Annotated in this window: 13 protein-coding genes; 4 read left to right on the top strand and 9 right to left on the bottom strand. The window is 71.8% G+C overall.

What is annotated here, in order from left to right:
- Window positions 1-45: 45 nt before the first annotated feature.
- Complete coding sequence (locus tag AB0J02_RS14815; RefSeq protein WP_363194250.1) at window positions 46-978, bottom strand: acyltransferase domain-containing protein; 933 nt, start codon at window positions 976-978, stop codon at window positions 46-48.
- Between the two features lie 115 nt (window positions 979-1,093).
- On the opposite strand from AB0J02_RS14815, the gene AB0J02_RS14810 reads away from it, so the two are divergent.
- On the top strand, window positions 1,094-1,366 hold the full coding sequence (locus AB0J02_RS14810; RefSeq protein ID WP_363194031.1) for a DUF6343 family protein: 273 nt from the start codon (window positions 1,094-1,096) through the stop codon (window positions 1,364-1,366).
- A gap of 48 nt (window positions 1,367-1,414) precedes the next feature.
- Here the strand turns inward: AB0J02_RS14810 and AB0J02_RS14805 are convergent, their stop codons facing one another.
- The 4 genes from AB0J02_RS14805 to rpsA form a co-directional block, all read right to left on the bottom strand.
- Entirely contained in the window at window positions 1,415-1,777 is a 363-nt protein-coding gene (locus AB0J02_RS14805; protein WP_363194030.1) for a tetratricopeptide repeat protein, read from the bottom strand.
- Between the two features lie 74 nt (window positions 1,778-1,851).
- A complete protein-coding gene (gene coaE, locus AB0J02_RS14800; RefSeq protein WP_363194029.1) occupies window positions 1,852-2,457 on the bottom strand; it encodes a dephospho-CoA kinase in 606 nt (201 codons plus the stop codon).
- A gap of 37 nt (window positions 2,458-2,494) precedes the next feature.
- On the bottom strand, window positions 2,495-3,433 hold the full coding sequence (locus AB0J02_RS14795) for a PAC2 family protein (RefSeq protein WP_363194028.1): 939 nt from the start codon (window positions 3,431-3,433) through the stop codon (window positions 2,495-2,497).
- Between the two features lie 213 nt (window positions 3,434-3,646).
- Complete coding sequence (gene rpsA, locus AB0J02_RS14790; RefSeq protein ID WP_363194027.1) at window positions 3,647-5,164, bottom strand: 30S ribosomal protein S1; 1,518 nt, start codon at window positions 5,162-5,164, stop codon at window positions 3,647-3,649.
- 401 nt (window positions 5,165-5,565) lie between these two features.
- Here rpsA and AB0J02_RS14785 point away from each other — a divergent pair, with 401 nt between their 5' ends.
- Both AB0J02_RS14785 and hrpB read left to right on the top strand, forming a co-directional pair.
- On the top strand, window positions 5,566-6,429 hold the full coding sequence (locus AB0J02_RS14785) for a class I SAM-dependent methyltransferase (protein WP_363194026.1): 864 nt from the start codon (window positions 5,566-5,568) through the stop codon (window positions 6,427-6,429).
- Window positions 6,430-6,433: 4 nt separating this feature from the next.
- Window positions 6,434-8,959: an ATP-dependent helicase HrpB gene (gene hrpB, locus AB0J02_RS14780; RefSeq protein ID WP_363194025.1), complete on the top strand. Its 2,526-nt coding sequence runs from the start codon at window positions 6,434-6,436 to the stop codon at window positions 8,957-8,959.
- Here hrpB and AB0J02_RS14775 read toward each other — a convergent pair.
- The 3 genes from AB0J02_RS14775 to AB0J02_RS14765 all read right to left on the bottom strand — a co-directional run bounded on the left by AB0J02_RS14775 (window position 8,949) and on the right by AB0J02_RS14765 (window position 11,996).
- Window positions 8,949-9,941 (bottom strand): DUF3068 domain-containing protein, encoded by a 993-nt coding sequence (locus AB0J02_RS14775; protein WP_363194024.1) that lies wholly within the window; start codon window positions 9,939-9,941, stop codon window positions 8,949-8,951. The two genes, hrpB and AB0J02_RS14775, sit on opposite strands and share 11 nt — an antisense overlap.
- 40 nt (window positions 9,942-9,981) lie before the next feature.
- Complete coding sequence (locus AB0J02_RS14770) at window positions 9,982-10,116, bottom strand: SPW_0924 family protein (RefSeq protein WP_363194023.1); 135 nt, start codon at window positions 10,114-10,116, stop codon at window positions 9,982-9,984.
- Between the two features lie 158 nt (window positions 10,117-10,274).
- Window positions 10,275-11,996: a lytic transglycosylase domain-containing protein gene (locus AB0J02_RS14765; protein ID WP_363194022.1), complete on the bottom strand. Its 1,722-nt coding sequence runs from the start codon at window positions 11,994-11,996 to the stop codon at window positions 10,275-10,277.
- Between the two features lie 222 nt (window positions 11,997-12,218).
- Between AB0J02_RS14765 and AB0J02_RS14760 the strand changes: the two genes are divergently transcribed.
- Window positions 12,219-13,088, top strand: coding sequence for a DUF4184 family protein (locus tag AB0J02_RS14760; protein WP_363194021.1), 870 nt, complete (start codon window positions 12,219-12,221; stop codon window positions 13,086-13,088).
- Here AB0J02_RS14760 and AB0J02_RS14755 read toward each other — a convergent pair.
- Window positions 13,030-13,965, bottom strand: a complete 936-nt coding sequence (locus AB0J02_RS14755; RefSeq protein WP_363194020.1) for a serine hydrolase — start codon at window positions 13,963-13,965, stop codon at window positions 13,030-13,032. The genes AB0J02_RS14760 and AB0J02_RS14755 overlap by 59 nt on opposite strands.
- Window positions 13,966-14,135 lie beyond the last annotated feature (170 nt).

The following is a 14,135-nucleotide window of genomic DNA, read 5'->3' as shown; positions in this document are numbered from 1 at the left end:
CCCGTCCAGCCCGGTTCCCTCCACACGGCCGCGGCAGCCGGACTCCTACATCCGGAACCAGCCGTGTCCCGCGTACCAGTGCCCGCCCGCGTCGAGGTGACCGAGGACGGCGCGCTGCACGCTCGTGCGGCGCGGCAGGAGTTCGCGCGGCGTCTCGGTGCCGCCGAAGACGAAGGCGACCGGGGCGTCGTCATCCGGTTCATCGGACAGACGCGCGACGTCGAACCGGTCCTGGAAGCGGATGATGTTGGAGTCCGCCGACAGGTACTGCCGCAACTGCCGGTCCAGGAGCCAGGAATGGCACACCGCGAGCCCGGCCGGCTCGTCGGGGAAGTGCCGCGCGAAGAACTCCCCGGCCCGTGCGAACGAGTCGTCGCACGCCTCGGGCGACATCGGCCCGCGGAAGTCCGGGATGTGCACGCTCAGCGCCGGGTCCCCGGGTCCGACCGGCGCTCCCGTCGCCGCGAGCCCCTCCCCCGTACGCCGCCCCAGGCGCACCCGCTCGAACTGCAGCCGTCCCAACTGGTAGAGCTCGCCCCGGAAGTGCCGGGTCGGCCACCACGGTACGAGCAGCCCCGTCGTGCCGAACCGCCTGCGGTGCACGGCGAGATTGCGGCCGAGGTCGGCGAGGGTGCGCCGGGACACGTCGTCGGGGATGCCACGCTCGCGGTGGTGGGCCCGCGTGTACGGCAGCGCGGCGACGAACACGAACACGGCGAAGCAGCGTCCGAGCGCCCCTGCCGCCGCGGGGAACACCGGCAGTCCGACGCCCTGCCCCGGCTCCCCCGACCGCCACAGCAGTCCGCTGACCGCCCGCGCCAGCAACGTCCGCAGCTCCGGGGACGCCAGCAACTCGGCGCGCAGCCGCAGCAGTTCGTTGATGTCCTCGTGGGGGACGGCCAGGTCGAGCAGCACGTCGGGCAGGTCGAGCGCGCCGGGCAGTTCGGCCGGGAGCGCGGGTATCGCCGCGTCGTCCAGCGCCGCCAGCCACGCGGCGCACGCCTCGTCACCCTTCAGTACGTCCAGCACACGCCCGCTCCTTCGATCGTGGCACCCTGGAAGGGGGCCTCTTCGTCATGAGGGGATGGTGCCCATGAATCCGGTGCATCCGGTGCGTACGGGTGACGAGCCGGTCACCGCACGCAGTCCCCTGCGGCTGCGGCTCGGCCTGGCCCTGTTCGGCCTCGTCTGGACGGTCTTCGGCACCGTCGCCTTCCTGCTGGCGCACCGCCCGTGGTGGGCGCTGGCCTGTGGAGTGCTGTGGCTCGTCACGACGGTCGACGTCTTCATGATCCTCCGCCACATCCACCAGGGACCGCACTACCAGCCCGGCCGCGACGTCCCACCGTACCGAAAGGCGCCCTGACACCAGGGCGCCTTGATCGAAAGGTGTGCGTCCGGCCGGCCGCCGGGGTCACTCGTCGAAGCGCGCGGCGGCCAGGTACTCGGGCTGCGGATCGAGCGCCGCCGCGAGACGGAAGTGCCGCCGGGCCTGCTGCGGCCGCGACCAGCGTTCGTACGTCCGGGCCAGAGCGAAGTGCGCGAACGCGTTGTCCGGTTCGCGCTCGAGGACGATCGAGAACTCCAGCTCTGCGGCGCGCAGTTGGGCGGCGGCGAAGAACGCGCGGGCTCTGAGCAGCCGGGCCGCCGTGTTCTCCGGGTGGGCCGCGATCACGTCGTCGAGGAGCTTCACCGCGCCGCGCGGATCTCGCGCGGCCAGCAGCTGCTCGGCCGCGCGGTAGTCGATGACGTGCGTCTCCGGGGTGGCGTCGGACACGGTCAACTCCCTTCCGGCGTCGACCTGTCGATCACGTCGACACCCGATCCGGTCAACACCCGAAACCGCAAGGGCTATTCCTGCCCCGCGGCCCGGCGTACGAGATCGGCCCAGACCGCCTCGACCCGCTCCGTCAGCCGCTCCCGCGGTACGTCGTTGTCGATCACCACGTCGGCGATCTCGCGGCGCTTCTCGCGGGTGGCCTGCGCGGCCATCCGGGCCCGCGCGTCCTCCTCGGTCATGCCGCGCAGCCGGGTCAGCCGGTCGAGCTGGGTCCCGGCACTCGCGTCGACGACGATCACCAGGTCGTAGAGCGGCGCGAGACCGTTCTCCGCGAGCAGCGGGACGTCGTGGACGACGACGGAGTCGGGGCCCGCGGCGGCCTCCAGCTCGGCGGACCGGGTGCCGACCAGCGGGTGCACGATCTTGTTGAGGACCGCGAGCCTGTCGGGATCGGCGAAGACGATCGAGCCGAGCCTCGGCCGGTCGAGCGTGCCGTCCGGGGCGAGCACCTCGTCGCCGAACGCCTCGACGACGGCCGCGAGTCCCGGTGTACCGGGCTCGACCACCTCGCGCGCGATCCGGTCGGCGTCGATCAGGACCGCCCCGCGCTCCACGAGCAGCCGGGACACCTCGCTCTTTCCGGCGCCGATGCCGCCGGTCAACCCCACCTTCAACATAAGCGGAAGCTTAGGGCCTGCCCAGCGGGTCCGGCGATCAGGAGTCGCCTTCCCGTTCGGCCAGGAACTTCTCGAATTCCTGGCCGATCTCGTCCGCCGACGGAATCTCCACCGGCTCGGCCAGCATGTTCCCCCGGACCTCGGCTCCGGCGGCCGCGTCGTACTGGTGCTCAAGGCCCTGTACGAGCGAGACCAGTTCCTCGTCGCCCTCCTGGATCTGCCGGTCGATCTCCGTCTGCGTACGGTGCGCCTCGGTGCGCAGGCCGTGCGCGACACCGGGCAGCACGAGCCCGGTCGCGCCGGTGATCGCCTCCAGCACGGTGAGCGCGGCGTCCGGGTACGCGGAGCGCGCGATGTAGTGGGGGACGTGCGCGGCGACCCCGAGAACGTCGAAACCGGCCTCCATCAGCCGGTACTCGACCAGCGCCTCCGCGCTGCCCGGCACCTGCGCCTCCTCGAAGGGGCTGCGATGGCCGGGGACCAGATCCGTGCGGTTGCCGTGCGGGGTGAGGCCTACGGGACGGGTGTGCGGAACGCCCATCGGGATCCCGTGGAAGTTCACCGCGAGCCGCACTCCGAGGCGCTCCACGATCTGCAGCACGGCCGCCGCGAACCGCTCCCACTCGACGTCCGGCTCCGGCCCCGCGAGGAGCAGGAACGGCGCGCCGGTGGCGTCCTGGACGAGCCGCACCTCGAGCGAGGGCACCTCGTACTCGGTCCAGCGGTCGCGCTTGAAGGTGAGCAGCGGGCGGCGTGCCCGGTAGTCCACCAGCCGGTCGTGGTCGAAACGCGCCACGACCTGGTGGGGCAGCGAGTCGAGGAGCCGGTCGACGATCTGGTCGCCGGTCTCGCCCGCGTCGATGTATCCGTCGAAGTGGTAGAGCATGACAAGGCCGGCGGACTCCTGGGCGAGCGCCATGTCCACCACGGCGAGGCCCTTCGGCTCCCATGTGTACAGATCCTGCGCATCAAGCACTGTGACCGCTCCTCCTCGTGTTCATACGGGGAACGTCCGGAAAGGCGGCGAACATTCCCGTCCCGCCAGGGGCGCGAGGAACGGCGCGAGCAACCACACACGACCGGCACGCGCACACGGAGCCGAACTCCTACGGCGCGCAGGCGAAAACACAGTGGGCCCGCACCGAAAGGTGCGGGCCCACTGTTCAACTACCTGCTAGCGCAGAGCGATTCAGCTCTGGCCGCCGGCCAGCTTCTCGCGAAGCGCGGCAAGCGCCTCGTCCGAGGCGAGCGCGCCGGAGTTGTCGTCCGACTCCGAGGAGTACGAACCGCCGCCACCGCCGCCGCTGCCACCGGAGGCGGCCGGAGCCGCACCCGTGGTGGAAGCGCCCTCGGCCTCGGCCTGAGCGTCCGCCTCGCGGCTCTTGATGACCTGGGCCTGGTGCTGCTCGAAGCGCTGCTGCGCCTCGGCGTACTGACCCTCCCAAGCCTCGCGCTGGGTCTCGAAGCCCTCGAGCCAGTCGTTCGTCTCGGGGTCGAAGCCCTCGGGGTAGATGTAGTTGCCCTGGTCGTCGTAGGACGCGGCCATGCCGTACAGGGTCGGGTCGAACTCGACGGCCGACGGGTCGGCGCCGAAGGCCTCGTTGGCCTGCTTCAGCGAGAGGCTGATGCGACGGCGCTCGAGGTCGATGTCGATGACCTTGACGAAGATCTCGTCGTTGACCTGGACGACCTGCTCCGGGATCTCCACGTGGCGCTCGGCCAGCTCGGAGATGTGGACCAGACCCTCGATGCCCTCGTCCACGCGGACGAACGCACCGAACGGAACCAGCTTCGTGACCTTGCCGGGCACGACCTGGCCGATCTGGTGGGTCCGGGCGAACTGCTGCCACGGGTCTTCCTGCGTCGCCTTCAGCGACAGGGAGACACGCTCGCGGTCCATGTCCACGTCGAGAACCTCGACGGTGACTTCCTGGCCGACCTCGACAACCTCGGACGGGTGGTCGATGTGCTTCCAGGACAGCTCGGAGACGTGCACCAGACCATCCACGCCACCCAGGTCCACGAAGGCACCGAAGTTGACGATGGAGGACACGACGCCGGAGCGGACCTGACCCTTCTGGAGGGTCGTGAGGAACGTCTGGCGGACCTCGGACTGGGTCTGCTCGAGCCAGGCACGGCGGGACAGGACCACGTTGTTGCGGTTCTTGTCCAGCTCGATGATCTTCGCCTCGAGCTCCTTGCCCACGTAGGGCTGGAGGTCGCGGACGCGGCGCATCTCGACAAGGGAAGCCGGCAGGAAGCCACGGAGGCCGATGTCGAGGATGAGACCACCCTTGACGACCTCGATGACGGTACCGGTGACGATGCCGTCCTCTTCCTTGATCTTCTCGATGGTGCCCCAAGCACGCTCGTACTGCGCGCGCTTCTTCGAGAGGATCAGGCGGCCTTCCTTGTCCTCCTTCTGGAGAACCAGGGCCTCGATCTCGTCGCCGACCGCGACAACCTCGTTGGGGTCGACGTCGTGCTTGATCGAGAGCTCGCGGCTCGGGATGACACCTTCGGTCTTGTAACCGATGTCGAGGAGAACCTCGTCCCGGTCAACCTTGACGATGACGCCGTCGACGATGTCGCCATCGTTGAAGTACTTGATCGTCTCGTCGATGGCGGCGAGGAATGCTTCCTCGTTACCGATGTCGTTGACCGCAACCTGCGGGGTGGTGGCGGTGGTCTCGGTGCTGCTCGTCATGTGGGAAAGGGCTCCGGCGGACATTGAAAGTCGGGGGGTACTGCTACGCCGGGAGCCTGTTTCGCACCGAAGAAGCCGGACAGCCTAGGAAGCGCCGAATCCATGATCGTGATTTCCACGATCCTGGTGGCGCCTCGACAACCGAGGGGACATGCAACAGATGCGAGCACAGCCTGCTATGTCTGAGGTGCGCAGGCCCGCAGCGCAACTTGTAGCATACGGGGGCTGCCGGGCAGGGTCAATGTCGCGAAGGCGCACACCCGGGGCGAACGCCGCATACCCGGCACAAAACCTGTCGCACGAGGCTACGAGGGGCGCAGAGCCCGCTGTAGATGCCCTCCCGGCGTGGGGTTGGACGGAAGAGTACGACGAGGGAGCCGATCATCCAAGAGTCCGGACCAATGGAAGCGCGCGAGGCGCATCAAGGAGGCTCGTCGGTGGACGACGAGTCGACGGCGACCCGGCGCGACGCGGGGACCACGGAGAGTTCGCGGGCCAACCGCGGCTGGTGGGACCGGAACGCGGACGACTACCAGGTCGAGCACGGCACGTTCCTCGGGGACGACCGTTTCGTCTGGGGCCCCGAGGGCCTCGACGAGGTGGAGGCCGAACTGCTCGGCCCGGCCGAGGAACTGGCCGGCAAGGCCGTCCTGGAGATCGGCGCGGGCGCCGCGCAGTGCTCGCGCTGGCTGGCAGCCCAGGGCGCGCGGCCCGTCGCCCTCGACCTCTCGCACCGCCAGCTGCAGCACGCGATGCGGATCGACGGCGGGAAGGTGCCCCTGGTCGAGGCGGACGCGGGGGTACTCCCCTTCAAGGACGCCTCGTTCGACCTGGCCTGCTCCGCCTATGGGGCACTCCCCTTCATCGCCGACTCCGTAGGTGTGCTGCGCGAGGTGCGCCGCGTGCTGCGGCCCGGGGGCCGCTTCGTCTTCTCCGTAACGCACCCGATCCGCTGGGCGTTCCCCGACGAGCCCGGTCCGGAAGGGCTGAGCGTCTCCGCCTCCTACTTCGACCGCACCCCCTATGTGGAGCAGGACGAGGAGGGGCGTGCCGTGTACGTCGAGCACCACCGGACGGTCGGGGACCGGGTGCGGGACATCGTGGCGGCCGGCTTCCGCCTCGTGGACCTCGTGGAGCCCCAGTGGCCGGCGTGGAACACACAGGAGTGGGGCGGCTGGTCCCCGCTGCGCGGGAACCTGATCCCCGGGACCGCGATCTTCGTGTGCGAGCGGGACGCCCACCCCGCCGGGGGTACTGGAGACTGAGGGGGTGATCCGTGCCGACCTCCTCGATCAGCTGCCCGTACGGTCCGCGCTGCCCGCGCTGCGCACCGCGCTCGACGCGGACGGGACGGCGGTGCTCGTCGCCCCGCCGGGCACCGGCAAGACGACGCTCGTCCCGCTGGTGCTCGCCGGGCTCCTCGACGCGGACGCGCCCGTGCGCCGGGTCGTCGTCGCCGAGCCGCGGCGGATCGCGGCACGGGCGGCCGCGCGGCGGATGGCGTGGATGCTCGGCGAGCGGGCCGGGGAGCGGGTCGGCTACACGGTGCGCGGCGAGCGCGTGGTCGGGCCGCGCACCTGCGTGGAGGTCGTCACGACGGGTGTGCTGCTGCAACGGTTGCAGCGCGACCAGGAACTGGCCGGCGGTGGCCGAGTCGATGCCGTCATGCTCGACGAGGTGCACGAGCGGCACCTGGACGCGGACACCGTCGCGGCGTTCCTGTGCGACGTACGGGAAACGCTGCGGCCGGAGTTGAAGCTGGTCGCGGCGTCGGCGACGACGGACGCCCAGGGGTGGGCGGAGCTGCTCGGGGGCGCGCCGGTCGTCGAGGCGGCGGGCGTCTCCCACCCCGTGGACGTGGTCTGGGCGCCGCCCGCGCGTCCGGTGCGGCCGCCGCACGGGATGCGGGTGGACCCGGCGTTGCTGTCGCATGTGGCGGCAACAGTGCGGCGCGCGCTCGCGGAGCGCGCCGGGGACGTGCTGTGTTTTCTGCCGGGCGTGGGGGAAATCGCCCGGGTCGCGGGGCAGTTGGGCGCGATCGGCGACGTCGAGGTGCTCCAGGTCCACGGGCGGGCGCCGGCCGCCGTGCAGGACGCCGTGCTCTCGGCGGGGGCCCGGCGCCGGGTGGTGCTGGCCACGGCCGTCGCGGAGTCGTCGTTGACGGTGCCCGGGGTGCGGGTCGTGGTGGACTCGGGGCTTGCCCGGGAGCCGCGGGTGGATCATGCGCGCGGGCTCAGCGCCCTGACGACCGTACGGGCTTCGCGTGCGGCCGGGACGCAGCGCGCGGGCCGGGCCGGGCGGGAGGCGCCGGGTGCGGTGTACCGGTGCTGGGAAGAGGCGGAGGACGGGCGGCTCGCACGGTTCCCCGCGCCGGAGATCAAGGTGGCGGACCTGACGGCGTTCGCGCTGCAGGTCGCCTGCTGGGGCGATCCGCAGGCTTCGGGGCTGGCGCTGCTCGACGCGCCGCCGGGCGGGGCGATGGCGGCGGCGCGGACCGTGCTGGCGGCGGTCGGCGCGGTGGACCCCGTCTCGGGGCGGGCCACGGAGCGGGGCGCCCGGCTGGCCCGGCTCGGACTGCATCCACGGCTGGGCCGGGCGCTGGTCGACGCGGTGCCGGTGGTGGGCGCGCGCCGGGCGGCGGAAGTGGTGGCCCTGCTGAGCGAGGAGCCGCCGCGGGAGTACGGGGACGATCTGGGCGGTGCCCTGCGGTCGGCTCGGCGCGGGGGCGACAGCTACGGCGCCCGGTGGCGTCAGGAGGTACGGCGCCTGTCCGGGCTCGTGGAGCGGTCCGCACCACCGGATGCCGGGCGGGACGGCGGTTCCGACGATCACGTCGCCGGGCTCGTCGCCGCTCTCGCGTTCCCCGAGCGCGTCGCCCGTAAGGCCGGCGGCTCGTATCTGATGGTGTCCGGGACGCGGGCGGAGATCGGGGACGGGTCCGCGCTGCGGCATGCCGAGTGGGTGGCTGTCGCTGTGGCCGACCGGCCGGTGGGGGCCGGGCACGCGCGGGTGCGGCTCGGGGCGGTCGTGGACGAGGAGGTCGCGCGCCGGGCGGCCGCCTCGCTGTACGCCGAGGGCGATGAAGTGGCGTGGGCCGGTGGCGAGTTGGTGGCACGGCACGTGACGCGGCTCGGCGCTGTCGAGCTGGCCGTGCGTCCCCTGAAGAAGGCCGCGCCCGGTCTCGTACGCGACGCTCTGCTGGAGGGGCTGCGGCGGGAGGGGCTCGGGCTGTTGCGGTGGAACCGGGATGCCGAGGCGCTTCGGCAGCGGCTTGCTTTCGTGCGGCGCCAGGTCGGGGAGCCGTGGCCCGACGTGAGCGACGAGGGGCTGTACGCGCGCGTGGACGGCTGGCTGGAGCCCGAGTTGAGCGCGGCGCGGCGCCGGGCGGATCTGGGGCGGATCGACGCCGGGCAGGCCCTGAAGCGGCTGCTGCCGTGGGCGGGCGGCGTCGCGGCACGCTTCGACGAACTGGCGCCGGAGCGGATCGAGGTGCCCAGCGGTTCACGGATCCGCGTGGACTACTCCGACGTGCAACAGCCGGTGCTCGCGGTGAAGTTGCAGGAGATGTTCGGGCTGGAGGAGACGCCGCGGGTGGCCGGTGTGCCGGTGCTCGTGCATCTCCTCTCTCCCGCGGGGCGGCCCGCCGCCGTCACCGCGGACCTGGCGTCCTTCTGGCGGGACGGGTACCTGGCCGTGCGGGCCGATCTGCGCGGGCGCTACCCGAAGCATCCGTGGCCCGAGGACCCGGCCGCGGCGGAGCCGACGCGGTACACGAACGCGCGGCTCAGGCGCTGACCGGCCGCGGCTCCCGCGCCGCCGCGTCCTTCGGCTCCCCGGGCCGCCGGCCGCGGGCCTCCAGCCACAGGGAAAGGGCGAGCAGCAGCAGTCCGAGGATCAGGAAGCCCCACGGCAGGTACGCGGTGAGCAGCAGGACCAGGGTGCGCTGGGAGTTGACCAGGTCGACGGTCGACCTGATGTAGTCCTCGCGCATCCTCACGTCGCCGGCGAACGCGGTGACCCTGTCCTTGCCGCCGAGCAGGGTGCCGCCGCGCATCTCCTCCTTGTGCCGCTCCTCGCCGTATACGGGGGCGCCGGTCGTCGGGTCGACCAGGAACGTGCGGACCGTGGTGTACCACATCTGGGTGCCGGTCCTGGCGATGGATTCGGCGGTGATGCCCTGCACGGGGAGCTTCTTGGGGAAGGGGACCTTCGTCCAGGGAATGGTCTGCTCGAAGCGGTAGATCTTGACGCCGCGGAACGTCTCGGTGCCCTTGTAGTGGATGGGGCGGGTGATGCGGGCGCGCGCGTCGAAGTACTCGTAGTCCCGCTTCTCCGTCAGGAACGGCCACTTGAACTCGATGCCCTGCCGGGTGACCGGGTCGCCGTCGACGGATTCGCCGGTGGCGTGCACGGGTTCCTGGCTGTGCGCGTCGAAGATGTAGCGCTCGGGGATCTGGGAGACGAACTTGCCGTCGGGGCCCACGATGTAGCTGAGGCCGTCCCAGACGACGACATCGCGCCCGGCGCTCTTCTCGATCTTCTCCGACTCCTCGACGTCGCCCTTGAGGGTCTGTACGACGGTCAGTTTCGGGACCGTCTTCGCCTGCATGGTGCCGTAGTCGATGAGGGTCGCGTTCTTCGCCTCCAGGACCATCGTCTGGTACTGGCTCGGCGGGATCTTCGCCAGGCGCGGGAACGCGTACCAGCGCATCAGCGGGGACAGTGCCGTGAAGAACACGGCGAAGGCGAGCAGGATCAGGCTGACCTTGCGGCGCATCTCGGCGGCCCTCCTCGGCGACGGTCGGATCGCGGTCGCGCTACGGGTGTGCGGGGACGGTGGTCAGGAGCGGTTTCGGCGAGGTCTCGCCCGGTGGGGCGCCGATCGCCGTGATGGCGAGTACGAGGGCGAAGGCGAAGCCGAGTCCGATCGCCGCGGCGATGAGGGCGCGCATGTCCGACCTCCCTGCAGCCGTGCGGCACACGGGATCTGATGAGGCGTCAGGCCTCCGAGTCGGTGCACCGTAGCAACGCGGGGCCGAGATGAGAACACGTTGCGCACACGACGAATCCCCCCGGCCCCGTGGGGCCGGAGGGCTTGCAGCGCCGGACGTTACGCGGAGGGGCTCGCGGACGCCGACGGCGTCCCGGAGGCTCCGTCGGCCGGGGCGGCGGTCACCTTCAGCTCGACGGTGAGCGTCGCGCCGCCGGTCAGGTTGATCCGCAGCAGGAACGTGCCGGCCGTGTCGTCCGCGTACAGCTTCGGGAGCTCGAGCAGGCCGTCGGCGCCCGTCTTCAGGTCCTTGAGGGTGCGGACCGCCTTGCCGTCCTCGTCCTTGAAGTAAGGGCCCTTGTCCGCTTCGGACGGGTCGAGGAACGACGTGATGAGGGTGGCGGTCCCGGCGACACCGTCGGCGGCGGCGCCCCGGTACGTCGCCTTCACCTCGACGGCGTCCGCGAACTCCTCTCCCGCGACGCAGGTGAGCGCCTTGTCGCCGGTGCGGATCAGCGCGTCGGCCGACCGCGCGGTGACGGTCGCCTTGTAGTCGAGTCCGGGCAGGGAGCGGCCGACGACGGTGGCGCGGACCGTGAACTCGCCGGTCTCCTCGCCCGCGGTGAGCTTGGGCGCGGTGGCCACACCCGAGCTGTTCGTGGTGACGACGGCGCTGGTGGCGCCGCCGGCGAACCTCGTGTCCGTGTCGCCGACGATCGCGAACCGCACCCGGACCTTGGCGACGCCCTTGCCCTTGGCGTTCTGCGAGCGCACCGCGACCTGCTCGCCGAAGGCGTCGCCGGCCATGGCGCTCAGCTTGCCGATGCCCGCGTTCGTCAGCTTGGTGACGGACTCGGCGGGGGCCGGCGTGGTGGGCGGGTCCGACGGGTCCGGGCTCTCGGAACCGCCGCCGGTACCCGGGGTGTGGGAGCCGCCGGTGCCGGGGTTCGTCGGCGACGGGCTCGACGTACCGGGGGTCGTCGGGGACGGGCTCGTCGACGGGGTCGACCCGCCGCCGCTGGGGTTCGTGGGCAGCGCCCCGGTGCCGTTGGGAACCTCGTGCGTGCCCTTGCGGTAGAACTCCAGCCAGGACAGGACGGTGGCGAGGTAGTCCGAGGAGTTGTTGTAGCTGAGGATCGCCTTGTTCAGGTCCGTGGCGTTGGACAGGTCCCAGCCGTTGCGGCACAGGTAGTGACCGGCGCCGAGGGCGGCGTCGTAGATGTTGTTCGGGTCCTTCTTGCCGTCACCGTTCCCGTCGCGGCCCGCCCACTCCCACGTGGAGGGAATGAACTGCATGGGGCCGACGGCCCGGTCGTGCTCCGTGTCGCCGTCGTACGAGCCGCCGTCGGTGTCCTTGATCAGCGCGAAGCCCTGGCCGTTCAGCGCCGGGCCGAGGATCGGCTTGATCGTCGTGCCGTTCGCGTCCACGTTGCCGCCGCGGGCCTGGCCCGACTCGACCTTGCCGATCGCGGCGAGCAGCTGCCACGGCAGATTGCAGCCGGGCTTGCTGACCGCGAGCTCGGCCTCGGCCTTCTTGTACGCGTCCAGGACGGTGGCGGGGATGCCCGACTCGGTGCCGCCGGTGCCCACGGCGGAACCCGGCGAGGCGGTGGGACCGTCGGTGGGGCTGTCGAGCGGCGGCAGATCCGTGTAGTAGTCGGGGCCGGTCGCCACGTCGGGCGTCGGGTCGTCGTCGGAGAGGTCCGCGGCGGACTGGCCGCCACCCGTCTGCGGGGCGGTCACGCCCGGTGCCTGTGACGCCGAGAGAGCGGCCACCGCCGCGGCGGCGACCGCTGCCGTCATCGCGCCCCTGCGCAGCCTCCTGCCGAATACCGCCGCCATGCCGCGAACCCCTCCCATATAGCCCGTCAAAGCCGCTCTGCCCGGCCCGCCTCGGATCACGAGGCTTTCCGGATCCCCGCACTCCCCATCGCACGGACCCAGCCGACACTACGACAACTTCCGCCGCGTAGACACCTGTTCGCGTCCGTTATTAACCGATTGCTCATGTACGCGTCGTCGTAGGCTTCCACGCTTGCACGTTCTCGTCACGAAGGAGCCCCCGTGCCGTTCACCATCAGCCATGCCGCGGCGGTGCTTCCGTTCCTGCGGCGCGACGGCGCCGGGCGCGGCCGGCTCGTGCCGTCGCTGCTCGTCGCCGGGTCATTCGCGCCGGACGTCACGTACTTCCTGGCGAGCGCGGTGCCCGGAGCGATGGAGTTCGGCGACTTCACGCACTCCTTCACGGGAGTCTTCACCGTCGACATCCTGATCGCGCTCGCGCTGGTCGCGTTGTGGCGGCTGATCCGGGAGCCGGTCCTCGCCCTGCTGCCGCGCCGGGTACGCGGCCGCGTGTGGACGGTGGCCCGGGGGCAGGACGGCGGCGGCGACCGGTGGCGGCCGTGGTGGTGGTACGTGTCCGCGGCGCTCGGGGCGACGACGCACGTGGTGTGGGACGCGTTCACGCATCCCGACCGCTGGGGCATGCGGGTCTTCCCCGTCCTCGGCGAGGAAGTGGCCGGTTCACCGCTCTACTGGTATGTGCAGTACGGGAGTTCGGCGATCGCGCTGATCGTGATCGGGGTGTTCGCGTGGCGGGCGGTGCGGGGCGCCCCCGGGACGGGCGGACCCGCCGCCGCGTCGGCCGGGCAGCGGTGGGCGGCGTGCGCCCTGATCGGCGGGTGCGCGTGCGGCTGCGCCGCGGTCCGGGTGGCGCGCTGGCTCGCGTACGTGGACGAGTCCGGCCTCGCGTGGAAGCCCTGGGAGATCGTCCCGACGCTCTGCTTCGGAGCGGGCGCGGGGCTCGCGCTCGGTCTGATCCTGTACGCGGTCGCGGCCAGGGCACGTCCGCGACACCCGGAACGCCCAACAGGCCCTATCGAGGCGGAAGTTCGGGATCGTACGGCGGAGCCGAGCCGTCCGAGCGCTCGCTGATCTCACCGGCGGGAGTGAGGCCGCGGGCGGCGGCGCGCCCCTTGTTGAGATCGCGGTGGACGGCCCGGGCGACACGTTCCACGGTGCGCACCCCGTACGCCATCGACGGGTTGTCGTGGGAGAGGACGGCGATGCGGTAGGTACGGCCGCCGCCGGTGAACACGCCGATGCTGTGGACGCGCCAGCCGTGCGCGGCGCGGGGCAGCCAGCCGTTCTTGAGGTGGACGCGCAGGCCGTGCGGCACCCCCGCGCTCACCCCCCAGCGCTGGTCCTTCCTGACCTCGCTCATCAGCTTCAGCCCGTAGGAGCGGGAGCGGGCCTTGAGAAAGGAGCGGCGGTTCGTGAGCACGCCGAGCAGGCGCAGTTGGTCGGCGGCCGTGGTGCGGGTCAGGCCCCAGTAGCCGTACGGGCCGAGGCCGGTGCGGGTGGTGCCGGCCCGGCGCAGGGTGGCGGCCAGGTAGGGGTGGCCGAGGTCGTTCCACAGGCGGCCCGCGGCCGCGTTGTCCGAACTGCGGATCATCGGGCGGATGTTGCGCCGCTCCCAGCCGGTGAGGGGCCGGTGGCGCTGCTCGGCGCGGCGCAGGGTGGCCTCCATCGTCAGGACCTTGACGACGGAGGCCGCGTCGTAACGGGTGCCTCCGCCGAGGGTGCAGCGGGCCCTGGTGCGGTCGTCGTAAAGCGCGAGGGAGACGGTGCCGCGGCGCGGGCCGAGCGCGGCGCGCAGGTCGCGGGTGAGCTGCTTGGCGAGGGCCGGGTTCTTGGGAACCCGGCAGACAGGATTCCGCGCCGCCCCGTGCACGGGAGGAGCGGCACCGAGGAGCGCGGCGCCGAGCAGTGCGGCGAGGGCGGTTCGGATGCGGCGGGGTCTGTGCGGCATTGGCCCATCGTCGGTGCGGGGCCTGCGCGGGGCGCGGCGTGACGGCTGAACGGGTTCACGCCGTGGGCTGACCGGATTCCTCACCAGGAGCACTCCACACCGCGGGCCGACCGAATTCCTCACCAGGAGCACTCCACACCGCGGGCCGACCGAATTCCTCACCAGGAGCT

This window comes from Streptomyces sp. NPDC050264 (assembly GCF_040655895.1).
Classification (GTDB): Bacteria; Actinomycetota; Actinomycetes; order Streptomycetales; family Streptomycetaceae; genus Streptomyces.
The sequence above is the reverse complement of the archived record's forward strand: the minus strand, read 5'-3'. Positions and strand labels throughout refer to the sequence as shown.